This window comes from Pseudomonas sp. GW821-FHT02B10 (assembly GCF_059421865.1).
Map to the genome: position 1 here is coordinate 88719 of NZ_JBWKVU010000018.1, position 22107 is coordinate 110825.

Here is a 22107-nt window from a genome sequence, read left to right on the forward strand (position 1 = left end):
CTGATCATCAGGTTGTCAGACAAAGCTAAGCAAACAAAAGACGCCGCGCGGCAGCGTCCGCCAGACAGTGGGTTTCAGGGGGTTAATCGATACTCGGCAGGTCGATTTTCAAGCGTTTGGCCGCGGCTCGCAGGTGCGCTTCGGCGCAGGCGGCGGCCTGCTGCCGGTCACCGGCGGCGATGGCTTCGTACAGCGCCTGGTGTTCGCGGCCGGCATCGGCGGAACCGCCGACCGAATGGGCCGCCGAGTTTTCCCAGGCGGTGCGCCGCGCTTCGGCCAGCTGGCCACGGAGAAAATCATGGAAGGCGACGAAGTAGTGGTTCTTGCTGGCATCGGCGATGGCCCGGTGGAACTCCACGTCGGCCAGGGCGGCCGCGGCCAGATCGCTGCGCTGGTCGTGCATCTCTTGCAGGGCGCTGCGCATGCGTTGCAGGTCGGCGTCGTCGCGGCGCTGGGCGGCAATGGAGGCGGCCTGGGTCTCGATCCACAGGCGCATTTCGAACATCTGCACCAGGTCGGGCTTGCGGCCCTTCTGGCTGGGAAAACGGAACACGCTGCCGTTGGGATTCTGCGAAATGAACGAGCCCAGCCCGCGGCGGCTGACCAGGATGCCGTCGGCCTTGAGTTGCGCCACGGCCTCGCGCACCACCGAGCGGCTGACGTTCAGTTGCTCGGTTAGTTGCTGTTCGGTCGGCAGGCGCGATTCGGCGGTCAGGCGGCCGGCGTCGATCTCCTTGCGGATCGCGTTGACCACTCGTTCGACCAGGGTGTCGGGGCGCTGGAGCTGAAGCATGGAAGAGGGGGCTCGTAAGTCAGGTTGTCAGACAATGCCGGGGCGCCGGTTTCTTGTCAAGAAACCAGTCGGTGGCTCAAAGCGGGTTGAATCAAAGCTCGTCGATCAGAGCTCGTAAAATCAGAGCTCGTAAAATCGCAGAGCTCGTAAAAATCAAAGCTCGCTGATATAGGTGCCGGTGCCCTTGAGGATGTTCTGCAGGGTTTGCTCGACTTCCGCCAGGTCTGTCGCCGCGGTGTTGTGCAGGATCTCCAGGTGATCGCTGCCATTGAGCGCGTCGGCGTCGGCCGCGGCGATTTCGATCAGCAGGCGGGTCGGGCCCAGGGTGACTTTCACCCCGTCCAGGGTCGAGGGTTCGCCGTCCAGGGTGATCTCCAGTTCGTCCTCGTCCGGGTAGCGGGTCATCAGGAACATCTCGCCCTGGTTGCTGTGGCAGCAGAGCATGGCCATGTTGTCTTCTTCGTCGTCGCACGGGTTGGCGATCAGGTGGGCGGTGGTCATTTGCATGGGGCGAGTCCTGGGGCTGGCTCCGGTGGGGGAGCGGGGCGAACAAAGTGCAATTCTGCCAGCCCGGGGGAATTTCTGCTGCTTTGTGTGTCAGAGAGTGGGTTCCCGATGCAGACTGTTTCTGGTACGACAGTCCCGTAAAGCCTCGGCGCGACCGCCGTTTTGTCCGGCGGCTGCTAGTGTTGTTCAAGGCCTGGCCCGCCAGTTGCCTGCCAATGACCGAATATGTCGCAGCACCGCAAGCAGCGCGCTTGCCGCACTCGTTAAGCTGCGCAACGGATGAGCACCTGTAAAGGCATTGCCCGGCGCACCGTGGCAGTCGTTTTTGCAGATGCCCATCCGGGAACGGTGAATGTGACCTGAGCGTCTCGTACAGCTTCACCACCCTGTCATCCTGCGACCTCTGCCCGAGATCCAGGAGCAGGATGACCGACACCCCCGCAAGGGGATTGCATGCGACGCTTTACTCAATAACAAGCCCAAGCGGAGTACCACAGATGGCGTTCTTCACCGCAGCCAGCAAGGCCGACTTCCAGCACCAACTGCAAGCGGCACTGGCGCAGCACATCAGTGAACAGGCACTGCCACAAGTGGCGCTGTTCGCTGAACAATTCTTCGGCATCATTTCTCTGGACGAACTCACCCAGCGTCGCTTGTCCGACCTGGCGGGCTGCACCCTTTCTGCCTGGCGCCTGCTTGAGCGCTTCGACCACGCGCAACCGCAAGTGCGCGTCTACAACCCCGATTACGAACGTCATGGCTGGCAGTCGACCCACACCGCGGTCGAAGTGCTGCACCATGACCTGCCGTTCCTGGTGGACTCGGTCCGCACCGAGCTGAACCGCCGCGGCTACAGCATCCATACCCTGCAGACCACCGTGCTGAGCGTGCGTCGCGGGAGCAAGAACGAGCTGTTGGAAATCCTGCCCAAGGGCACCCAGGGCGAAGGCATCCTGCAAGAATCGCTGATGTACCTGGAGATCGACCGCTGCGCCAACACCGCCGAGCTCAATGTCCTGAGCAAGGAACTGGAGCAGGTGCTTGGCGAGGTGCGCGTCGCCGTGGCCGATTTCGAGCCGATGAAAGCCAAGGTCCAGGAACTGATCGATGGCATCGGCAACAGCCAGTTCGAGATCGACGCCGATGAAAAGGGCGAGATCAAGAGCTTCCTGGAATGGCTGGTGGGCAACCACTTCACCTTCCTCGGCTACGAAGAGTTCGTGGTGCGCGAGGACCACCACGGTGGCCATATCGAGTACGACCAGGACTCCTTCCTCGGCCTGACCAAGCTGCTGCGCGCCGGCCTCACCGTCGACGACCTGCGCATCGAAGACTACGCCGTGAACTACCTGCGCGAACCGACGCCGCTGTCGTTCGCCAAGGCCGCCCACCCAAGCCGTGTACACCGTCCGGCCTACCCGGACTACGTGTCGATCCGCCAGATCGATGCCAATGGCAACGTGCTCAAGGAATGCCGCTTCATGGGCCTGTACACCTCGTCGGTGTACGGCGAAAGCGTGCGGGTGATTCCTTATATCCGCCGCAAGGTGGAAATCATCGAACAGCGCTCCGGCTTCCAGGCCAAGGCGCACCTGGGCAAGGAACTGGCCCAGGTCCTCGAGGTGCTGCCGCGCGACGACCTGTTCCAGACCCCGGTCGACGAGCTGTTCAACACCGTGATGTCGATCGTGCAGATCCAGGAACGCAACAAGATCCGCGTGTTCCTGCGCAAGGACCCGTACGGTCGTTTCTGCTACTGCCTGGCCTATGTGCCGCGCGACATCTATTCCACCGAAGTGCGGCAGAAGATCCAGCAGGTGCTGATGGATCGCCTGAAGGCCACCGACTGCGAGTTCTGGACCTTCTTCTCCGAGTCCGTGCTGGCGCGTGTGCAACTGATCCTGCGGGTCGACCCGAAGAACCGCATCGACATCGACCCGCTGCTGCTGGAAAAAGAAGTGGTGCAGGCCTGCCGCAGCTGGCAGGACGACTACGCCGCGCTGACCGTCGAAAGCTTCGGCGAAGCCCACGGCACCAATGTCCTGGCCGACTTCCCGAAAGGCTTCCCGGCCGGCTACCGCGAGCGCTTCGCCGCGCATTCGGCGGTGGTCGACATGCAGCACCTGCTGAGCCTGTCCGAGGCCAACCCGCTGGTGATGAGCTTCTACCAGCCGCTGACCCAGTCCACCAGCCAGCCGCTGTTGCACTGCAAGCTGTATCACGCCGATACCCCGCTGGCGCTGTCCGACGTGCTGCCGATCCTGGAAAACCTCGGCCTGCGCGTGCTCGGCGAGTTCCCATATCGCCTGCGTCACGCCAGCGGCCGTGAGTTCTGGATCCACGACTTCGCCTTCACCGCGGCCGAAGGCCTGAACCTGGATATCCAGCAGCTCAACGACACCCTGCAGGACGCCTTCGTCCACATCGTGCGTGGCGATGCCGAGAACGATGCGTTCAACCGCCTGGTGCTGACCGCCGGCCTGCCATGGCGCGACGTCGCGCTGCTGCGTGCCTATGCCCGTTACCTGAAGCAGATCCGCCTGGGCTTCGACCTGGGCTACATCGCCAGCACCCTGAACAACCACACCGATATCGCCCGCGAGCTGACCCGGTTGTTCAAGACCCGCTTCTACCTGGCGCGCAAGCTCGGCAGCGATGACCTGGAAGACAAGCAGCAGCGCCTGGAGCACGCGATCCTCAGCGCCCTGGACGATGTCCAGGTGCTCAACGAAGACCGCATCCTGCGTCGCTACCTGGACCTGATCAAGGCCACCCTGCGGACCAACTTCTACCAGACCGACGCCAACGGCCATAACAAGTCGTACTTCAGCTTCAAGTTCAACCCGCACTTGATTCCCGAGCTGCCCAAGCCGGTGCCGAAGTTCGAAATCTTCGTCTACTCGCCGCGCGTCGAAGGCGTGCACCTGCGCTTCGGCAACGTTGCCCGTGGCGGCCTGCGCTGGTCCGACCGCGAAGAAGACTTCCGTACCGAAGTCCTCGGCCTGGTAAAGGCCCAGCAAGTGAAGAACTCGGTGATCGTGCCGGTGGGCGCCAAGGGCGGCTTCCTGCCGCGTCGCCTGCCAGTGGGCGGCAGCCGGGACGAGATCGCGGCCGAAGGCATCGCCTGCTACCGCATCTTCATCTCCGGCCTGCTGGACATCACCGACAACCTGAAGGACGGCGCCCTGGTGCCGCCGGCCAACGTGGTACGTCACGACGACGATGACCCGTACCTGGTGGTGGCGGCGGACAAGGGCACCGCGACTTTCTCCGACATCGCCAACGGCATCGCCATCGACTACGGCTTCTGGCTGGGCGATGCGTTCGCTTCCGGCGGTTCCGCCGGTTACGACCACAAGAAAATGGGCATCACCGCCAAGGGCGCGTGGGTCGGCGTGCAGCGCCACTTCCGCGAGCGCGGCATCAATGTCCAGCAAGACAGCATCACAGTAGTAGGCGTCGGTGACATGGCCGGCGACGTGTTCGGCAACGGCTTGCTGATGTCCGACAAACTGCAGCTGGTCGCGGCCTTCAACCATATGCACATCTTCATCGACCCGAATCCGGACCCGGCCACCAGCTTCGCCGAGCGCCAGCGCATGTTCGACCTGCCGCGTTCGGCCTGGAGCGACTACGACACCAGCATCATGTCCGAAGGCGGCGGCATCTTCTCGCGCAGCGCGAAGAGCATCGCCATTTCGCCGCAGATGAAAGAACGCTTCGACATCCAGGCCGACAAGCTGACCCCGACCGAGCTGCTCAACGCCTTGCTCAAGGCGCCGGTGGACCTGTTGTGGAACGGCGGTATCGGTACCTACGTCAAGGCCAGCACGGAAAGCCACGCCGATGTCGGCGACAAGGCCAACGATGCACTGCGCGTGAACGGTAACGAGTTGCGCTGCAAGGTGGTGGGCGAGGGCGGCAACCTCGGCATGACCCAGCTGGGTCGTGTGGAGTTCGGCCTCAATGGCGGTGGTTCCAACACCGACTTCATCGACAACGCCGGTGGCGTGGACTGCTCCGACCACGAAGTGAACATCAAGATCCTGCTCAACGAAGTGGTGCATGCCGGCGACATGACTGACAAGCAGCGTAACCAGCTGCTGGCGAGCATGACCGACGAAGTCGGTGGCCTGGTGTTGGGCAACAACTACAAGCAGACCCAGGCCCTGTCCCTGGCGGCCCGTCGTGCCTTCGCCCGGATCGCCGAGTACAAGCGCCTGATGAGCGACCTGGAAGGCCGTGGCAAGCTGGACCGCGCCATCGAGTTCCTGCCGTCGGAAGATCAACTCAACGAGCGCGTCGCCGCCGGCCACGGGCTGACCCGTCCGGAACTGTCGGTGCTGATCTCCTACAGCAAGATCGACCTCAAGGAGCAGTTGCTCAACTCCCTGGTACCGGACGACGACTACCTGACCCGCGACATGGAAACCGCGTTCCCGCCGACCCTGGTCAGCAAGTTCGCCGAGGCCATGCGCCGTCACCGCCTGAAGCGCGAGATCGTCAGCACCCAGATCGCCAACGACCTGGTCAACCACATGGGCATCACCTTCGTGCAGCGCTTGAAGGAGTCCACTGGCATGAGTCCGGCCAACGTGGCGGGCGCCTATGTGATCGTGCGTGACATCTTCCATCTCCCGCACTGGTTCCGCCAGATCGAAGCCCTGGACCACCAGGTCTCGGCTCAGGTGCAACTGGAGCTGATGGACGAGCTGATGCGCCTTGGCCGTCGCGCCACCCGCTGGTTCCTGCGCAGCCGTCGCAACGAGCAGGATGCCGCCCGTGACGTCGCGCACTTCGGTCCGCACCTGGCGGCGCTGGGCCTCAAGCTCGACGAACTGCTGGAAGGCCCGACTCGCGAAGGCTGGCAGACCCGCTACACCGCTTACGTCGAAGCCGGCGTGCCTGAGCTGTTGGCGCGCATGGTGGCAGGTACCACCCACCTGTACACCCTGTTGCCGATCATCGAGGCCGCGGATGTCACCGGGCACGACGCCGCCGATGTGGCCAAGGCCTACTTCGCCGTGGGCAGCGCCCTGGACCTGCCGTGGTACCTGCAGCAGATCAGCGATCTGCCGGTGGCCAACAACTGGCAGGCCCAGGCACGCGAAGCCTTCCGCGACGACGTGGACTGGCAGCAGCGGGCGATCACCATCTCGGTCCTGCAAATGGCCGACGCGCCGCAAGACATGGAAGCCCGCGTGGCCCTGTGGCTTGAGCAGAACCAGAGCATGGTCGAGCGCTGGCGCACGATGCTGGTGGAAATCCGTGCCGCCAGCGGCACCGACTACGCCATGTACGCGGTGGCCAACCGCGAGTTGCTGGACCTGGCCATGAGCGGTCAATCGGGCCTTGTAGCGGCCTGATCGAGTGGTAAATGAAAAAGCCCCGTATCGCGAGATACGGGGCTTTTTTCATGGCCTCACGAAATGTCGTAGCTGCCGCAGGTTGCGATGGTCCGACCATGCTGGTCGCAGGGTCTCAGGCGCCTGCAAGATCCCTGCGAGCGTTCCGCTCGATCGCAGCCTGCGGCAGCGGCTACAAAAAGCACACCGCTCCTACGGGATATCTGTCGTTACGAAACCCGCCGCTTCTGTAGGAGCGAAGCTTGCTCGCGATGACGCCAGAACAGGCAACACCATTTCCCAAATCGATGAAAAAGGCGCCTGGCCGCTGCGCGGATCGCGGGCAAGCCTCGCTCCTACGGAGTATCTGCTGCCAGGCGCTTACTGCTTCAGCGGCGTCAGCACGTCGTCCTTGGCGTCCTTGAGCATGAACACCAGCAGCCTGGCGGGTTTGCTGGCGCTGGCGTTGGCCGACACCGGGTGCTGCGAGCCGGCCGGTTCGTACCAGGATTCGCCCGCCTTGTAGGTGATGGCCGGTTCGTCGTTGACCCGCGAGGTGATCTCGCCTTCGAGCACATAGGCCAGGGCCGCGCCCTTGTGCATGTGCGGCACCGTGGCCTGGCCCGGTGCGTAGTCGACGGTGAGCATCAGCGCGGTCTTGCCCGGCAGGTTGTTCAAGGCATGTTCCTGCAGGATCCTGGTTTTTTCCTGGCCGTACTCCGGGTCATGGGCGGCAACGCCCAGGGAGGTGAGCAGGGCCAGGCCGGCGAGGGCGCAGGTCAGGGCAGCGAGGGGTTTCATGGTCGGATTCTCCGGTGCGAAAGGGGCCGGCTCAAGGTAAGCCCGCTGGCGCGACCGGCCTATAACCAATCCCGGCAAAGAACGGCAGACCAATGCCTCAATGTTCGAAGTCGAGGGCGCAGGCCAGGCGGCGGTCCAGCAGGTCGATGAAACCCTGGGCCGCCGGCAGATGGAAATGCGCCTGCATCTCGGCCGCCGAGCGCCACTGGCCGCGCACGGTCCAGTGCTGCGGGTCCGCTGTGTTGCACTGGGCGCTGTACGTCAGGCAACCGGGAGCCTCGCGCAGGGCGGCGAGAAGCGTGGTCAACTGCTGGCCAAGCTCCTCCGAACGGCCCTGGACGGCCCTGATCTGCACGATATTGATGGCTGGACTGGACATCTAGAACCCTCCGCGACCTGTAGCCGCTGCCGCAGGCTGCGATCGGCTTGGGCGGCACTCCGACGTAGCAGGTGCGGGATCTCAAGATCGCAGTTGCAGTCACGGCGTTTGCTGGAGGCTCAGAATAGGGCCACAAGATTGCAACAAAAATAACCAATCCCCGGGAAAAGCCCGGGACCAATCAGGCGATCTGTTGCAGGATGTCGCGCACCTTGTCCAGGGCCGGGTCGATGTCCAGAGTCTCGATGGCACCAAAGCCGATGAACAGCCCGTCCCTGGCCGGCTCCTGATAATAGAAGCCGTGCAGCGGGTAGAGCCCGACCTCGACCTTCTTTGCCAGCTCCAGCAACAGCGGGATATTCACCGGCACCTTGCACAGCGCCGCCATGTGGAAGCCGGCGGTGGACGGCACCGCCTGCAGCCAGGGCGAGAGGTCGCCGTTCAGGCGCTGCAGAATGCGCTCGCGGCGCCCGGCGTACACCGTGTGGCAGCGGCGGATGTGCTTGAGCAGGTAGCCCTCGGCGATGAACTTGGCCAGCGCCCATTGCGGCAGGGTCGAGGTGTGGCAGTCGGTGAGGCGCTTGGCCTTGATCACCGCGCCGAGGATCGCCGGTGGCAGCACCGCGTAGCCCAGGCGCAGCTGCGGCAGCATGGTCTTCGAGAAGGTCCCGACATAGGCCACCACGCCGCGCTTATCCAGGCTTTGCAGGGAATCGGTGGGGCGCCCCTCGTAGCGGAAGTCGCTGTCGTAATCGTCCTCGATGACGATCGCCCCCAGCTCCCGCGCCCGCTCCAGCAAGGCCTCGCGGCGGGCCGGGCTCATGGGCATGCCCAGGGGGAACTGATGGGACGGGGTGACGTAGATCAGCCGTACGCCATCGGGAATCCGCTCGACCTGGAGGCCCTGGTCGTCCACCGGCACGCCGATCACCGTCGCGCCCTGGGCACTGAACAGCAGGCGCGCCGGGGTGTAGCCGGGGTCTTCCATGGCCACCAGGCTGCCGGGTTCGAGCACCACCCGGGCGATCAGGTCCAGGGCTTGTTGCGCGCCGTTGCAGACCACGATGTCGGCGTCGCTGCAGACCACGCCGCGCGAGAACGAGACATGCCCGGCAATCGCATTGCGCAGCGCCGGCAGGCCTTCCGGCTGGCTGTAGAAACCGCCGCTCTGGGCGATCCGCCGCAGGGCGTCCTGGGTGCAGCGCCGCCACTCTTCCTGGGGGAACTGATTGCGGCTGGTGGCGCCGCCGATGAACTCGTAGCGCGAGGTGCCTTCCAGGGTCGGATGGCGCAGGGGCGAGGGCAGCTCCCGCCATTTTTCCAGGCTCTGTGCGCAGGCCAGGTCGCCGGCGCTCTGCTTGGGTTCGGCCTTCACCGGCCGGGCATTGACGAAGGTGCCGCGGCCGATCCGGCCGATCAGGAAGTTCTCGTAGGTCAGCAGGCTGTAGGTGTCCGACACCGTCTTGCGCGAGATCCCCAGTTGCTCGGCCAGCAGGCGGCTCGGCGGCAATTGCGCGCCCGCCGCCAGCCGCCCGCACTCGATGGCGTCGCGCAGTTGCCGATACAGCTGGTCGGCCAGGTCCTTGCGCCCGTTGATGACGACATGCAGTTCCATCGATGACATTCCAAAACGATCAGTGCCCGCCAGATTACCCGCAAGCCCGGGGTTCGTGTAGCGCCCCGGGATCGGCCTGCGGCCTTGGCGCGGGCTGCGCCCGCGATCGCAGCCTTCGGCAGCGGCTACACCGATTGGGGAAACCACGAGTCCCGCGCCACAACCACCCCCTGTAGCCGCTGCCGCAGGCTCGGGCCGCGTTCGGACGATAAGCCCGAAGGGCTTCGGCGGTATTGAATCCGACACGGCCCCCGGTGGACTGCCGATAAACCCCCGGATTGGCTATAGGGGCAGGCCGACGCGGACCTTAGGCTAGGGAACACCAACACACGCTCAGGGTGACTCTCGATGGAACCCCGCCTGGATTACTACAGCGCCTCGCCGGAAGCCCTCAAGGGCCTGTTGATGCTCGAGGCACAAAGCTTCGACCTGTCCATCGAGAAACCCCTGCTGGAGCTGGTCAAGATCCGCGTCTCGCAACTCAACCACTGCGCGTTCTGCGCCGACATGCACGCGGTGCAGGCGCGCCAGAACGGCGAGAGCGAGCGGCGCCTATACGCCCTCGGCGTGTGGCGCGATTCGGCGTTGTTCAGCCCGCGGGAACGCTCGGCGCTGGCCTGGAGCGAGTCGGTGACCCTGTTGTCCGAGTCCGCGGTGCCGGATGCGTTGTTCCAGGCCGTGCGCGGCGAATTCAGCGAGCGTGAGCTGGTCGACCTGACGGTCGCGGTGGCGGCGATCAACTGCTGGAACCGCCTGGCCGTGGCGTTCCGCCAACAGCCCAGCGTCTAGCCCGGATTCCTTTTCCATCCACGCCAGCCAATGTTCGGCAAACGGCTGCTCGCGACAGGGCCCGAACACACAACCTCAAGGCCGTTGCGGCTTCACCGAGGTGCCGAAGGTATTGCCCATCCGCGTGCTGGTGGCCGCCGGGGTGGCCAGGCCCATCTGGTTCGGCGGGCGTTTGTGGATCGGCACCTGCAGGGCTTCCTGGTTCTTCTGCCCGGCCTTGGCGCCGTCGGGGTTGTTGCCCATTTGCTGGCTCAGGCAACCGTAGTCCGGGGCCTTGTACCCACCCACGCTGACGTCGATACAACCCTCTGTGGGCGTTTTGCCGGAAGCGGCGGCGGGCGCTTCGACGGGCGTGGCGGCGTGGCCGGCCAGCGGCAGGGCGCCGAGCATCAGGCTGGCGGCAAGGGTGCGAAGCTGTTTCATCGGGGGCCTCCTGGCGGGCCCGGGAGGGGCCGTTGCGGTCCTTGAGTGTAAAGCAAGGCGGGTGGCGCAAAGGTGATGGTTTTTTTGCGGGCACCGTCACATCAGGTTCATAAACTGGCCTCAGGATGACGGTTTTCAGGGACAGGTAGCCGTGCAGCGACGCCGAGCAAAGGTCGGGTATCGGTCTTTCTTTCACGCGGTGTTCGCGCGCTGGGGGCTTGCGCTGCTGTTGGCGCTGGCCGCCTCGGGCGGGTTGCGGGCGGCGCAACCCGCGCCGCCGATGGTGGATTCGCACCGGCTGCTGGACCTGGACATCGCCGCGCAAGACCTGGCCGAAGCGCTTGAACTGTTCAGCCGCTCGACCGGGATGGCGGTGCTGGTGGACCGCGAGCTGACCCGAGGGCGTCGCTCGGTACGGGTCCAGGGGCGCTACAGCGCCCGGGACGCCCTGAGTCGCCTGCTGACAGGAAGTGGTTTGATGGCCCGTTACGCCCGCTCCGATGCCTTTACCTTGCAAGTCGCCCAGCTCAGCGATGCACCTGCCTCCAAGGGGACGGGCGGCAGTGCCGGGGCCTGGGCCAGCGACAGTTTCGCCAGTGCGCTGCAACGCGCGGTGGAGGCCGGCCTGTGCCGTTCGGAACTGACCCGGCCGGGGCGTTATCGCGCGGTGCTGCAACTGTGGATCGACCGCGGCGGGCATATCGAGCACAGCCGCCTGGTCACCACCACCGGCGATCTGCGGCGCGACGAGGCACTGGTGCAGAGCCTCAGCGAAACCTGGGTCGAACGACCCGCGCCAAGTTCGCTGCGCCAGCCAGTGACCTTGCTTCTGATACCCGACAGCGCAGGAAAACGCATGGATTGCAGACAACGCCAGGGAGCCTCCGGGGCATGAAGAATACCGGGCACAGTGCGATGGTCAGGTTGTTCCTGACCTCCTACGACGACTTCAAGGTGCGTCTGCGTCGGCGCCTGGGCTCGGAGGATCTGGCCAACGATGTGCTGCACGAAACCTACCTGCGGGTCGACCGCATGGAGGAGCCGCCGAACCTCGCCCAGCCCAATGCCTACCTCTATCGCATGGCCCTGAACATCGCCGCCGACCGCCGCGAGGCCGATGCCCGGCTGCTCACCGGCAGCGAGGTCGAGGAACTGCTGCAGGTCAGCGACGAGGCCCTGGACCCGTCGCGGGTGGTGGGCGGGCAGAAGGAAATCCAGTCGCTGCTCAAGGCGCTCTACGAACTGCCGGCGCGCCGCCGCAAGATCTTTATCGCCGCGCGCCTGGAGGAGGCGCCGCACCTGGAAATCTCCCAGCGCTTCGGCATTTCGACACGGATGGTCGAGAAGGAAATCAAGGCTGCCCTGGGCCACTGCGCCTCGCGCCTTGAAAGAAAAGTGATTCAGCGGTTCGGTCCCGGCGCCGGAAAACCGTCCTAGTCACTAAAGGCCCCGATTAATCCGTGAGTACCCGCACGCTTGAACATCTTTAGTATCTCCACTTCTCGGGCGACACCGGACCACCGGCTGCGCAACGAGGCCCAGGACTGGCTGCTCCTGCTGACCTCGGGGCGGGCCACCGCGGCCGACGCCCGGGCCTTGCAGCAGTGGTGCGCGCAGAGCCCGCAGCATGCCGAGGCCTTCGAGCAGGCCAAGTTGCTGTGGCACAGCCTGAAGCCGGCCGCCGAACACTGCCAGCAACAGGCCCAGCCGCGGCGCTTCGGCCGCCGGGCCTTTCTCGGTGGGGCGCTGGCGGCCTCGGTGGCCCTGGTGGCGGTGCGGGTCTCGGTGCCCGGCGGTTTTGCCGGGCTGGGCGCCGACTACCGCACCGAGGTCGGCGAGCAGCGCCGGGTCGAACTGGAGGACGGGCTGAGCCTGGAACTCAACACCCAGACCCGCATCAGCCGGCGCGAACTGGCCGACGGCGGGCAGGGCATCGAACTGCTCGAAGGCGAGGTCGAGGTGTTGAGCCAGAGCGCGCTGCCGGTACGGGTCCAGGCCGGCAACGGCTGGCTGAGCGCCTCCCAGGCGCGCTTCAACGTGCGCAATACCAACCACAGTGTCTGCGTGACCTGCATCGATGGCGCGCTGCAGGTCGAGGTCGCGGGCCGGCTGATCCGCCTGGACAGCGGTCGCCAGCTGACCTACGACAGCCGCCAGGTCGGCGAGCCGCAGGCGGTGGACCCGACGGCGGTGATCGCCTGGCGCGAGCAGGTGCTGGTGTTCGACAACGCCACCCTCAACACGGTGATCGACGAGATCAACCGCTACCGTCCGGGCATGCTGGTGCTGCTCAACGCCGAGCTGGGCAAGCGCAAGGTGCAGGCGCGTTTCAACCTCAACCAGCTGGCCGGCGTGGCCCTGCTGATCCGCGACGCCTACGGCGCCAAATGCACCGAATTGCCGGGCGGCGTGGTGTTGTTGAGTTGAGCTGAGACGTGGCACCTGGCATCTGTAGCCGCGAAGCTTGCTCGCGATAGCGTCCGTGCAGACAGCCCGCGTGGCCTGGATCGCGGGCAAGCCTCGCTCCTACAGAATCGCCGTCGACCCAAATCCCCGTGGCCGCTGCGTTAACGTGCGTTGCTGTTGTAGCCGCTGCCGAGCGCAGCGAGGCTGCGATCGGCTGCGCAGCGGCCGTAAACCGGACAATCCAGTTTTCCTGGCAAACCGCGTGCTCAGGTTTGGCGAGGACTTCGTCCTCGATCGCAGCCTCGCAGGCTCGGCGGCGGCTACAGGTGCGGTGTCCAACCCGGCGTTGTCCTTACTCCAACGGCCCCAGCACCTGACGGTAACGCTCTTCGCCCTGGGGCGTCTGGCGCACCAGGCGGATCTCCAGGCCTGGCGGGTTTTCCTTGCGGTTGCCGCTGAGCTGGCGCCAGCCCTTGTCCCGATCCCAGACCCGCAGTTGCAAGTCGCTGACATGCTCCAGTACTGCCACGCCGTTTTTCGGCGCGGGCAGCGGATAACGATCGCGGGCCGGCGCCGCCGCGCGGTACAGGGTGTCGCCCTTGAGCCACCAGCGCACCCGTTGCAGGCCCTCGCCAGGCGTCGCCGAACTGCGGATCACATCCAGGCGGAAGGTGCCGCTGTCGGCGCTGCGCACGGTGAGGGCCGCTGGCACATCGACGGCTTCGGCATCGGCCCCGGCCAGCACCGGCTCCATCAGTTCGACACTGGCTCGCAGCGCCACGTCCCGTTCCAGCTGGTGCAGGGTGCGCAGCAGCTCCTCGGTCTGCTCGCTGCTGGCCTGCAAATGGCTGTCGGCCCGGCTGACGCTGTCCAGCCCGCGCCAGGCGATCACGCTGACCACCGCCATCAGCAGGATCGCCACCATCACCTCGATCAGGGTAAAGCCGCCTTGGCGCTGGTTGGTCCGCGCCCTCATGGCTGTGCCACCACCCGGACTACTCCGGTGGCGGTACGTTGCACCGTCAGGCTGTGCCGGCCGTCAGACAGTTGCACCTGCAGCGGCGCGTCTATCCATTCGGCGTTGAGCACCAGCCGCGGGCCGGGCTCGATGCGCACTTTGATCGTCGGGCTTTCCCAGGGCCGCGGGCGCAGTTGCGGGTCGTCCTTGAACTGATCGAGGCCGCGACCGTCGTCGCTGGGCCGGCTGAAGGCGAAACCCTTGGCATCCGCCCGCCAACTGATGGGCCGGCCATCCACGCGGGCCTCGGCCTGGGCCACCTGGAGCAACTGCGCCAGGCGCTCGGCATCTTTGCGCAGGCCCTGCAGCGGGTCGGGGCGGATGCTCAGGCTGATGGCGGCGCTGGCGATCCCGATGATCACCAGCACCACCATCAGCTCGATCAGGGTGAAGCCCTGTTGTCGGGATGGGGTCATGGGGCGCGCTCCTGTGCGTCGGTTTTCATCCTGCCCGGCGAATGTGAAATAAAAACGTGACCATTGCGCGCTAGGCTGCGAAGACGGACAAACAGGAGGTCCTTGCCATGGCATTCGTCCATCGATTTTCCCCGCCGCAGCTGGTGCAGTCCGTGGCCCTGCTGGCGATCGTGGCCGGGGTGGCGACCTGGTCGTCGCTGCTGCTGACCCCCGCCGAGTCGCGCACCCCGCAGGCGCCGCCGCAAGCCCTGGCCGCCCAGGCCCAGAGCCCGGCGCAGCAGTGGTTTTCCAACCAGCCGCTGGCGCTGGACATCAAGGTCACCGGGCTGATGGCCAGCCCCCGCGGCGCGGTGGCGATCCTCAGCCTCAACGACGCGCCGCCGCGCAGCTTCCTGGTGGGCGAGCGCCTGGCCCAGGGCGTGCAACTGGTGGCCATCGAGGGCGACGGGGTGGTGATCGAGCGCGGTGGCGAGCGCTCGCGGCTGGATGTCAGCAAGTTGCCGGATAGTCCGGCGTTGCCGGTGCTGACCCGGCAGTGATGGTTCTGTACGACAAGCGGCTGCATGCTGGAGCCGTCGGCGCTACGCAGGCCATGCCTAGCGGAGTCCCCTGTAGGAGCGAGCAAGCTCGCTCCTACAGGGTTATTCCTTAGCGATTGGAGTTTTTCGGTGTCCGCGCGACCAGGGTATCCAGGCGCGCCAGGGGCGGGGCCTCGCGGCTGCGGTCGAGGACCAGCACGCTGACCCGGGACAGCCGTGGGTCGGGGCTGGGGGCGATGTTCTGTTCGCAGCGCAGCTTGAGCCGGCCCTGATCGCATTCGATGTTCTTGGTCCCGGGCGGCAGGCGGCCTTCCAGGCGCAGCTCCGCCAGGCGCGACTGGGCCGCCAGCAAGGCGATGGATTTATCCCGCAACAAACCATTGCTCTGGGTCATCAAGCCGGCCACGCGGATCGCCGCGGACATGGCCACGGCGATGATCGCCAGCGCCACCAGCACCTCGATCAGGGTGAAACCCCGCTGTTCAGCGGCTGGCGGTCCGGCGGGTCGTTTGAGTAGTGGCTGGCGTGGCCCCGGCATGGACGTCTCGTGGCACAAATGAAGGCTTGCAGGCTACATGGCAAATTTGACCGATTGGCTACGGACGCTCCCGGGCAACGTCAATATCACTGACATATTTTCTTGTAACACTGCCCGACGAATCGAAATCAAGCCAAGGAACGTCGAGATGGATGTCGTGCGCTTCACGTCACACCCCCAGCCTCATCTTCAGCCCCGCCGCCCACGCGGACAGGGCGGTTTCACCCTGATCGAGATCATGGTGGTGGTGGTCATTCTCGGGATCCTCGCCGCGATGGTGGTGCCCAAGGTACTCGACCGTCCGGACCAGGCCCGGGCCACCGCGGCCAAGCAGGACATCGGCGGGCTGATGCAGGCCCTCAAGCTCTATCGCCTCGACCACGGCACCTACCCGAGCATGAACCAGGGCCTGAAAGTGCTGGTGGAGCGCCCGGCGGATGCCAAGAACAGCAACTGGCGCTCCTACCTGGAACGCCTGCCCAACGACCCCTGGGGCCGTCCTTACCATTACCTGAACCCGGGGGCCAATGGCGAAGTGGATGTGTTCTCCCTGGGGGCCGACGGCCAGCCAGACGGTGACGGCGTGAATGCCGATATCGGCTCCTGGCAGTTGTAAGCGCCGCCATGACAGCCCGTTCGCCGACAGCGGCGAAACAGCGTGGCATGGCCATTATCAGCGCCTTGTTGATCGCCGCCGTGGTGGCGGTGATCGCCGGCGGCATGCTGACCCGCCAGACCCTGTTCACCCGCGCACTGGAAAGCGAGCAACTGCGGGTCCAGGGCAGCTGGCAGTTGCAGGGCGGCATGGAGGTCAGCCGCCAGCGCCTGTGGGAAGACCGCCAGCGCGACGTGCTGACCCGCCTCGACCAGAACTGGGCGCGGCCGATCCAGCTCGCGGCCCTGGGGCCGGGCGCCGGGCCGTTCGAGGGGCGGCTGGAGGACGAGCAGAGCAAGTTCAACCTGCGCAACCTGCTGGCCAATGACCGGCTCGACCCGTTGCAGATAGAGAATTTCCAGCGCCTGTGCGAGCTGCTCGGGGTCAGCGCGACCCTGGGCCAGCGCATCAGCCAGCGGGTGATCGCTTCCTACCCACGGCAGTTGAGCCCGGAAGGCACGGCGGCGCCGGTCAATAACGGTTTCCACAGCGGTCGCGACACTTCGCCCGAGGCCGCGCGCAAACCGCTGCTGGCCAAGCAACCGATGCTGCGCAGTCTCGACGACCTGCTGGGGGTGAACGGCGTCGACGAAAAGCTGCTGGCGCGCCTGCAACCCTTTGTCACCATCCTGCCGGCCAATACCTGGGTCAACGGCAACACCGCCAGCGCCGAAGTGCTCGCCGCGACCGTGCCGGGGCTGGCGCTGCCACGGGCCAAGGCGCTGATCGCCGAGCGCGACAGTGGCCAGTGGTTCATCAACCAGGGTGACTTCATCAATCGCCTGCGCATGCCGCAGGTACCGGCGGACGCGGTGCGGGTCGGCATCACCAGCGAATGGTTCCGCCTGCAAGGCCAGGCCCGTGGCGAGCGGCGCCGGGTCAAGCTGCTGGCCTTGCTGCACCGCAGCGAAGACAACATGCCCCGAGTGATCTGGTCGCGGGTGGGCGTATGAGCCGCTTGCGCGTCAGCCTGCCGCCCTTGCATTCGCTGACGGCCGAGAGCCGGGTGAGCTTTGCCCGGCTCCAGCTCAAGGAAGGCCAGGTCAAGGAAGCCGGCGAAGCCAGCCTGATGCAATTGGGGCAGATGCCCAAGGCGCCGGCGGTGGAGTGTTTCCTGCACCCCGAGGACAGCCTGCTGGCGAGTATCGAGCTACCGGCCCTGGCTCCGGCCAAGGTCAGCGCGGCGGTGGCCTGCGCCGCCCAGGCGCTGATTCTCGGCCACAGCGACAGCCTGTACGTGGCCCACAGCCCGCGCGACAGCGACGGCCAGGTGCACATCAGCTGGCTGCCGCGCGAGGCGCTGGCGCGGCTCGGCCAGGTGCTGGAACAGGCCGGCCTGAAACTGCGCGGCCTGTACCCGGCGCCCTATGCCTTGCCGGTATCGGCGGCGGGCCAGTTGACCGCCTGCCTGCAAGACCAGCACCTGTTGCTGCGCCATAGCCCGCGGCAGGGCAGTGTGCAACCGCTACCCGAAGACGCTTTGCAGGCGTTGTTGGCCAACGGCACTGGGCTGCAATGGATAGGCGAGGCGGCCCCGCCAGCGGCCCTGGAACAACTGCCGGACAGCTGCCGCTGGACTGGCCAGGCACCCGACTGGGGCCTGCACGGCGGGGTGCAGGACAACAGCGCTCGCCAGCAGGGCTGGGGCCGTGCCGCGGCGCTGTGCGCGGTGGCGCTGGTGGTCTGGACCCTGGGCCTGAACCTGTACGCCGCGCGCCAGGCGGCCCAGGGCCAGCAGCTCAAGGCGCAGATGAGCCAACGGGTGCAGCAGGTGTTCCCGGAATTGCCGGTGATCCTCAACCCCCTGCAACAGGCGCGTCAGCAACTGGCGGCGCGCCAGAGCGGAGCCAGCGGCGACGCTCCGCACAGCTTCAACAGCCTGGTGCTGCAGGCCAGCAATGCCATGCCTTTCGTGATCGGCGGGGTCGAGCGTTTGAACTATCAGAACGGCGAATTGCAGCTGAGCCTGCTCAGCGACACCCGTGTCCCTGCGCCCGACAGCGGCTGGCAGGGCCTGCTGACCCAGGCCGGGCTCGAAGCCAGCCCCGGCGACCAGGGCTGGACCCTGCGCGCCGCCACAGGCACGGCGACCGGCGCGGTGCCGATGGAAGCCGACGACAGCGAGGAAGACGAGGATGAATAAGCTGAACCTCAGCCGTTACCGGCAACGCTGGCAGCGTCAGGCCGCCCAGGCGCAGCTGTACTGGAACGGCCTGGCCCTGCGCGAGAAACGCCTGCTGGCCGGAGCGGCGGCGCTGCTGGGTGGTTTGCTGGTGTGGCTGGTGCTGATCGAGCCGGCGCTGGACAAGATCGATTACTGGCAGGCCGAGATCCCCAAGCTGCGCTCCCAGTCCGAAGCCCTGGAGCTGGTGCTGCACCAGGCCGGCGGGCCCCGTGGCGGCGAGCCGGGGCAGAGCCTGGAGCAGTCCTTGCGCCAGACCCTGGATGCCGCCGGCCTGCAGGGGCTGTACCAGTTGCAGCTGGCGGGCGAGGGCGAGTCCCAGGCCTGGCACTTGAGTTTTCAAGAGGCCCCGGCGGATGCCGTGGTCGGTTGGCTGCTGGGCAATCCCCGGCAGTTTTCCCTGGAAGTGGTGGAGGCCCGCCTGCAACGCGCGGGGCCGGCCGACATCGATGGCACGGCAGGCAAACTGTCCGGAACCGTTCGCATGGATCAGGCGCTTGGCGCTAAGGAAGCTTCATGAAGTGGTCAGGTTCTTTTTACGCCCGCCAATCGCGCAAGGCGTTGCCCTTGCTCCTGCTGGGGCCGCTGGCCCTGGCACTGGCGGCGTGCAGTAACAGCAAGGAGCCACAGCCACCGTTGCTGGTGGACAGCGAACTGGGGCGGCCCCTGGGCGAGACCAATCGCAGTGGCGGCGATGTGGTGGCCGAGCGGGAGCGGGCCCAGGCGCAACAGACCCAGCGTCCCAAATTCCAGCATCCGATCAGCCGTGCGGGACGCCCCCCCGGTGCTCCCGCCGCCAGCAGCACGGTGGTGCGCAATCCTCTGGGCGACCAGCCGGTGCGCCTGAATTTCGTCGATGTCGATATCCAGGCCGTGGTCCGGGCGCTGGCGCGTTCCACTGGCCAGCAGTTCCTGGTGGACCCGCGGGTCAAGGGCAACCTGACCCTGGTCAGCGAAGGCGAAGTGCCGGCCCACCAGGCCTACGACATGCTGCTGGCGGCCCTGCGCATGCAGGGTTTCAGCGTGGTGGATGTCGGCGGCGTGGCCCAGGTGGTGCCGGAAGCCGACGCCAAGCTGCTCGGCGGGCCGATCTACAACGCCGGCAAGCCGTCGGCCAACGGTATGCTGACCCGCACCTTCCGCCTGCAATACGAAAACGCGGTGAACCTGATCCCGGTGCTGCGCCCGATCGTGTCGCCGAACAACCCGATCAACGCCTATCCGGGGAACAACAGCATCGTCATCACCGACTATGCCGAGAACCTCACCCGGGTGGCGCAGATCATCGAAGGCATCGACATTCCCAGCGCCCTGGACACCGATGTGGTGCCGGTGCAGAACGGCATCGCCGTGGACATCGCCGGCATGGTCTCCGAGCTGCTGGAAACCCAGGGCGCCGACCCGACCCAGAAGGTCAGCGTGGTCGGCGACCCGCGTTCCAACTCGATCATCATCCGCACCGGCAGCCCCGAGCGCACCGAGCTGGCGCGCAACCTGATCTACAAGCTGGACAACGCCCAGAGCAACCCGAGCAACCTGCACGTGGTGTACCTGCGCAACGCCCAGGCCGGCAAGCTGGCCCAGGCCCTGCGCGGCCTGCTCACCGGCGAGAGCGACAGCGGCACCGGCGACAACGCGCGGGCCATGCTCGGCAGCATGGGCGGCATGAGCCAGGGCGGCAGTTCCAGCAGCGGCCAGAGCGGCAGCACCAGCTCCACCAGTGGCAGCTCCAGCCTCGGCGGCGGCAGCTCCAGCAGCGGTTATGCCCAGGGCGGCAGTTCCAGCAGCAGCCAGGGCGGCACCCAGGCCTCCGAGCAGAACACCGCCTTCAGCGCCGGCGGCGTGACCATCCAGGCCGATGCCACCACCAACACCTTGCTGATTTCCGCGCCGGAACCGCTGTACCGCAACTTGCGCGAAGTCATCGACATGCTCGACCAGCGTCGCGCCCAGGTGGTGATCGAAAGCCTGATCGTCGAAGTCAACGAAGACGACGCCGCCGAATTCGGCGTGCAGTGGCAGACCGGCAATCTCGGTGGCAGCGGCGTCATCGGCGGCGCCAACCTCGGCGGCAGCGGCCTCAACCTCAACGGCAAGACCAGCATCGACGTGCTGCCCCAGGGGCTCAACGTCGGCCTGGTCAACGGCACCGTGGACATCCCCGGGATCGGCAAGATCCTCGACCTCAAGGTGCTGGCCCGGGCCCTGAAGAGCAAGGGCGGGAACAACGTGCTGTCGACCCCGAACCTGCTGACCCTGGACAACGAAGCGGCGAGCATCTTCGTCGGCCAGACCATTCCCTTCGTTACTGGCAGCTACGTCACCGGCGGTGGCGGCAACAGCAACAACCCGTTCCAGACCGTGCAGCGTGAAGAAGTCGGCCTGAAGCTGAATGTGCGGCCACAGATTTCCGAGGGTGGCACGGTCAAGCTCGACATCTATCAGGAGGTCAGCAGCGTCGACCAGCGCGCCTCGGTGCAGGCTGGCACCGTGACCAACAAGCGCGCGATCGACACCAGCATCCTGCTCGACGACGGCCAGATCATGGTCCTCGGCGGCCTGCTGCAGGACGGCTACAGCCAGAGCAACAACGCGGTGCCGTGGCTATCGACTATCCCCGGGATCGGCGCGCTGTTTCGCAACGAAAGCCGCTCGACCAACAAGACCAACCTGATGGTGTTCCTGCGGCCCTACATCATTCGCGACAGCGCCGCGGGGCGCAGCATCACCCTCAACCGCTACGACTTCATGCGCCGCGCCCAGGGCGGCCTGCAGCCGGACCGCAGCTGGGCCATGCCGGACATGCAGGCGCCGCAATTGCCGACGGCGGAGCAGGGGGTGCCGGGGGCTGTGCCGGTGTCGGTGCCAGCGCCGAGGGCGAGGATCAAAGCGGTGCCGGTGCAATGAGTTCGCCTGTTGCGTTTATGCGCTCGGCGTCTGGTGCGCTGGGTGCTGGGGGATATATCCGTTGCTGCGGTAACGGCCGCCTATGGTTCCGCTTTTATAGCGGGGTGGGGGTACATATCCGTTACTGCGGTCACGGCTGCTGGCGGTTCCGCCCTTACGGCGGGTCACTTTTGGCAAACGCCGGAATGCCGGCCCAGCCCAAAGTAACCAAAAGGTCTCGCCCCTCCATTCGGTGCCTCGCTAGGGCTCGGCATGCCCTCACTCCGGCATTGCTCCGGGGGCCCGCCGCCCCAGGCCATCCATGGCCTGGGGCGGCTAGCGCGGCATCCCTGCCGCGCTACCCCCTGCGCAACGCCTGCGTTCGGCCTCTGGGAAAGGGGCGGGTGGATCAAAGGCAAGATCAAAAGCCAAAGCCAAAGCCAAAGCCAAGCGCGTTTTACGCGCTTCTTGTAGCCGCTGCCGCAGGCTGCGATCGGCTGCGCAGCAGACGCAAAACCATCCACCTCGATCTGCCTGATGCACCGCGCCGCCTGGCTTGGCGTGCGCTGCGCGCCCGATCGCAGCCTGCGGCAGCGGCTACAGGGAACGTGTTCTCAGACAGGCCGACCGGCAGGTCGCCTCGCGTTGTTTTTGATTTTCTTGCCCCGTCGGGAGGCCGAGTGGAGGTTCTGCGCAGTGGGCAACCCGGCAGGGATGCCGGGTTAGCCGCCCCAGGCCATGGATGGCCTGTGGCGGCGGCCCACGGAGCAGGACCGGAGCGAGGGAATCCGAGCCTTAGCGAGGACCGGACGCTT

Annotated in this window: 20 protein-coding genes; 11 read left to right on the forward strand and 9 right to left on the reverse strand. The window is 66.1% G+C overall.

The window, feature by feature from the left end:
- Positions 1-82: 82 nt before the first annotated feature.
- Entirely contained in the window at positions 83-793 is a 711-nt protein-coding gene (locus tag AC07VU_RS28465; RefSeq protein ID WP_007925785.1) for a FadR/GntR family transcriptional regulator, read from the reverse strand.
- A 153-nt stretch (positions 794-946) separates the two neighbouring features.
- Positions 947-1300 (reverse strand): hypothetical protein, encoded by a 354-nt coding sequence (locus AC07VU_RS28470; RefSeq protein WP_274306679.1) that lies wholly within the window; start codon positions 1298-1300, stop codon positions 947-949.
- A gap of 497 nt (positions 1301-1797) precedes the next feature.
- On the opposite strand from AC07VU_RS28470, the gene AC07VU_RS28475 reads away from it, so the two are divergent.
- The gene (locus AC07VU_RS28475; protein WP_495030903.1) at positions 1798-6666 is read left to right on the forward strand and encodes an NAD-glutamate dehydrogenase; all 4869 of its coding nucleotides are present in this window, start codon (positions 1798-1800) and stop codon (positions 6664-6666) included.
- 360 nt (positions 6667-7026) lie between these two features.
- Here the strand turns inward: AC07VU_RS28475 and AC07VU_RS28480 are convergent, their stop codons facing one another.
- The 3 genes from AC07VU_RS28480 to pdxR all read right to left on the reverse strand — a co-directional run bounded on the left by AC07VU_RS28480 (position 7027) and on the right by pdxR (position 9440).
- A complete protein-coding gene (locus AC07VU_RS28480; protein ID WP_495030904.1) occupies positions 7027-7446 on the reverse strand; it encodes a cupin domain-containing protein in 420 nt (139 codons plus the stop codon).
- 97 nt (positions 7447-7543) lie between these two features.
- The gene (locus tag AC07VU_RS28485) at positions 7544-7825 is read right to left on the reverse strand and encodes a putative quinol monooxygenase (RefSeq protein WP_277588950.1); all 282 of its coding nucleotides are present in this window, start codon (positions 7823-7825) and stop codon (positions 7544-7546) included.
- 181 nt (positions 7826-8006) lie between these two features.
- Positions 8007-9440, reverse strand: coding sequence for a MocR-like pyridoxine biosynthesis transcription factor PdxR (gene pdxR, locus AC07VU_RS28490; protein WP_495030905.1), 1434 nt, complete (start codon positions 9438-9440; stop codon positions 8007-8009).
- Between the two features lie 348 nt (positions 9441-9788).
- Here pdxR and AC07VU_RS28495 point away from each other — a divergent pair, with 348 nt between their 5' ends.
- The gene (locus tag AC07VU_RS28495; RefSeq protein ID WP_007925797.1) at positions 9789-10229 is read left to right on the forward strand and encodes a carboxymuconolactone decarboxylase family protein; all 441 of its coding nucleotides are present in this window, start codon (positions 9789-9791) and stop codon (positions 10227-10229) included.
- 75 nt (positions 10230-10304) lie between these two features.
- On the opposite strand, the gene AC07VU_RS28500 is transcribed toward AC07VU_RS28495, so the two are convergent.
- Positions 10305-10652, reverse strand: coding sequence for a hypothetical protein (locus AC07VU_RS28500; RefSeq protein WP_495030906.1), 348 nt, complete (start codon positions 10650-10652; stop codon positions 10305-10307).
- Positions 10653-10932: 280 nt separating this feature from the next.
- On the opposite strand from AC07VU_RS28500, the gene AC07VU_RS28505 reads away from it, so the two are divergent.
- From AC07VU_RS28505 to AC07VU_RS28515, 3 genes are read left to right on the forward strand one after another with little or no spacing between them, the layout of a single operon-like run.
- Positions 10933-11547, forward strand: a complete 615-nt coding sequence (locus tag AC07VU_RS28505; protein WP_495030914.1) for an STN domain-containing protein — start codon at positions 10933-10935, stop codon at positions 11545-11547.
- A complete protein-coding gene (locus tag AC07VU_RS28510) occupies positions 11544-12089 on the forward strand; it encodes an RNA polymerase sigma factor (RefSeq protein ID WP_009043644.1) in 546 nt (181 codons plus the stop codon). Before AC07VU_RS28505 ends, AC07VU_RS28510 begins: the two co-directional genes overlap by 4 nt.
- A gap of 39 nt (positions 12090-12128) precedes the next feature.
- Positions 12129-13079: a FecR family protein gene (locus AC07VU_RS28515; RefSeq protein WP_495030907.1), complete on the forward strand. Its 951-nt coding sequence runs from the start codon at positions 12129-12131 to the stop codon at positions 13077-13079.
- Positions 13080-13410: 331 nt separating this feature from the next.
- Here the strand turns inward: AC07VU_RS28515 and AC07VU_RS28520 are convergent, their stop codons facing one another.
- The gene (locus tag AC07VU_RS28520; RefSeq protein WP_169897570.1) at positions 13411-14034 is read right to left on the reverse strand and encodes a type II secretion system protein GspJ; all 624 of its coding nucleotides are present in this window, start codon (positions 14032-14034) and stop codon (positions 13411-13413) included.
- A complete protein-coding gene (gene gspH / locus AC07VU_RS28525) occupies positions 14031-14492 on the reverse strand; it encodes a type II secretion system minor pseudopilin GspH (RefSeq protein ID WP_092418651.1) in 462 nt (153 codons plus the stop codon). Before gspH ends, AC07VU_RS28520 begins: the two co-directional genes overlap by 4 nt.
- A gap of 107 nt (positions 14493-14599) precedes the next feature.
- Here gspH and AC07VU_RS28530 point away from each other — a divergent pair, with 107 nt between their 5' ends.
- Positions 14600-15031 (forward strand): type II secretion system protein N, encoded by a 432-nt coding sequence (locus tag AC07VU_RS28530; protein WP_169897571.1) that lies wholly within the window; start codon positions 14600-14602, stop codon positions 15029-15031.
- A 109-nt stretch (positions 15032-15140) separates the two neighbouring features.
- On the opposite strand, the gene gspI is transcribed toward AC07VU_RS28530, so the two are convergent.
- On the reverse strand, positions 15141-15569 hold the full coding sequence (gene gspI / locus AC07VU_RS28535; RefSeq protein WP_274306688.1) for a type II secretion system minor pseudopilin GspI: 429 nt from the start codon (positions 15567-15569) through the stop codon (positions 15141-15143).
- A 148-nt stretch (positions 15570-15717) separates the two neighbouring features.
- Here gspI and gspG point away from each other — a divergent pair, with 148 nt between their 5' ends.
- The 5 genes from gspG to gspD are packed head-to-tail and all read left to right on the forward strand — an operon-like array spanning position 15718 to position 21313.
- Positions 15718-16185 (forward strand): type II secretion system major pseudopilin GspG, encoded by a 468-nt coding sequence (gene gspG, locus AC07VU_RS28540; RefSeq protein WP_180921575.1) that lies wholly within the window; start codon positions 15718-15720, stop codon positions 16183-16185.
- Between the two features lie 8 nt (positions 16186-16193).
- Entirely contained in the window at positions 16194-17177 is a 984-nt protein-coding gene (gspK, locus tag AC07VU_RS28545; protein ID WP_495030908.1) for a type II secretion system minor pseudopilin GspK, read from the forward strand.
- A complete protein-coding gene (gene gspL / locus AC07VU_RS28550; protein ID WP_169897573.1) occupies positions 17174-18367 on the forward strand; it encodes a type II secretion system protein GspL in 1194 nt (397 codons plus the stop codon). Before gspK ends, gspL begins: the two co-directional genes overlap by 4 nt.
- Positions 18360-18926: a type II secretion system protein M gene (locus AC07VU_RS28555; RefSeq protein WP_495030909.1), complete on the forward strand. Its 567-nt coding sequence runs from the start codon at positions 18360-18362 to the stop codon at positions 18924-18926. The genes gspL and AC07VU_RS28555 overlap by 8 nt, the downstream gene beginning before the upstream one ends.
- Positions 18923-21313, forward strand: a complete 2391-nt coding sequence (gspD, locus tag AC07VU_RS28560) for a type II secretion system secretin GspD (RefSeq protein ID WP_495030910.1) — start codon at positions 18923-18925, stop codon at positions 21311-21313. The genes AC07VU_RS28555 and gspD overlap by 4 nt, the downstream gene beginning before the upstream one ends.
- Positions 21314-22107 lie beyond the last annotated feature (794 nt).

Coding starts and splice junctions, on each gene's coding strand:
- AC07VU_RS28465 (WP_007925785.1), bottom strand. CDS start 793: ATGCTTCAGCTCCAGCGCCCCGACACCCTGGTCGAACGAGTGGTCAAC.
- AC07VU_RS28470 (WP_274306679.1), bottom strand. CDS start 1,300: ATGCAAATGACCACCGCCCACCTGATCGCCAACCCGTGCGACGACGAA.
- AC07VU_RS28475 (WP_495030903.1), top strand. CDS start 1,798: ATGGCGTTCTTCACCGCAGCCAGCAAGGCCGACTTCCAGCACCAACTG.
- AC07VU_RS28480 (WP_495030904.1), bottom strand. CDS start 7,446: ATGAAACCCCTCGCTGCCCTGACCTGCGCCCTCGCCGGCCTGGCCCTG.
- AC07VU_RS28485 (WP_277588950.1), bottom strand. CDS start 7,825: ATGTCCAGTCCAGCCATCAATATCGTGCAGATCAGGGCCGTCCAGGGC.
- pdxR (WP_495030905.1), bottom strand. CDS start 9,440: ATGGAACTGCATGTCGTCATCAACGGGCGCAAGGACCTGGCCGACCAG.
- AC07VU_RS28495 (WP_007925797.1), top strand. CDS start 9,789: ATGGAACCCCGCCTGGATTACTACAGCGCCTCGCCGGAAGCCCTCAAG.
- AC07VU_RS28500 (WP_495030906.1), bottom strand. CDS start 10,652: ATGAAACAGCTTCGCACCCTTGCCGCCAGCCTGATGCTCGGCGCCCTG.
- AC07VU_RS28505 (WP_495030914.1), top strand. CDS start 10,933: ATGGTGGATTCGCACCGGCTGCTGGACCTGGACATCGCCGCGCAAGAC.
- AC07VU_RS28510 (WP_009043644.1), top strand. CDS start 11,544: ATGAAGAATACCGGGCACAGTGCGATGGTCAGGTTGTTCCTGACCTCC.
- AC07VU_RS28520 (WP_169897570.1), bottom strand. CDS start 14,034: ATGAGGGCGCGGACCAACCAGCGCCAAGGCGGCTTTACCCTGATCGAG.
- gspH (WP_092418651.1), bottom strand. CDS start 14,492: ATGACCCCATCCCGACAACAGGGCTTCACCCTGATCGAGCTGATGGTG.
- AC07VU_RS28530 (WP_169897571.1), top strand. CDS start 14,600: ATGGCATTCGTCCATCGATTTTCCCCGCCGCAGCTGGTGCAGTCCGTG.
- gspI (WP_274306688.1), bottom strand. CDS start 15,569: ATGCCGGGGCCACGCCAGCCACTACTCAAACGACCCGCCGGACCGCCA.
- gspG (WP_180921575.1), top strand. CDS start 15,718: ATGGATGTCGTGCGCTTCACGTCACACCCCCAGCCTCATCTTCAGCCC.
- gspK (WP_495030908.1), top strand. CDS start 16,194: ATGACAGCCCGTTCGCCGACAGCGGCGAAACAGCGTGGCATGGCCATT.
- gspL (WP_169897573.1), top strand. CDS start 17,174: ATGAGCCGCTTGCGCGTCAGCCTGCCGCCCTTGCATTCGCTGACGGCC.
- AC07VU_RS28555 (WP_495030909.1), top strand. CDS start 18,360: ATGAATAAGCTGAACCTCAGCCGTTACCGGCAACGCTGGCAGCGTCAG.
- gspD (WP_495030910.1), top strand. CDS start 18,923: ATGAAGTGGTCAGGTTCTTTTTACGCCCGCCAATCGCGCAAGGCGTTG.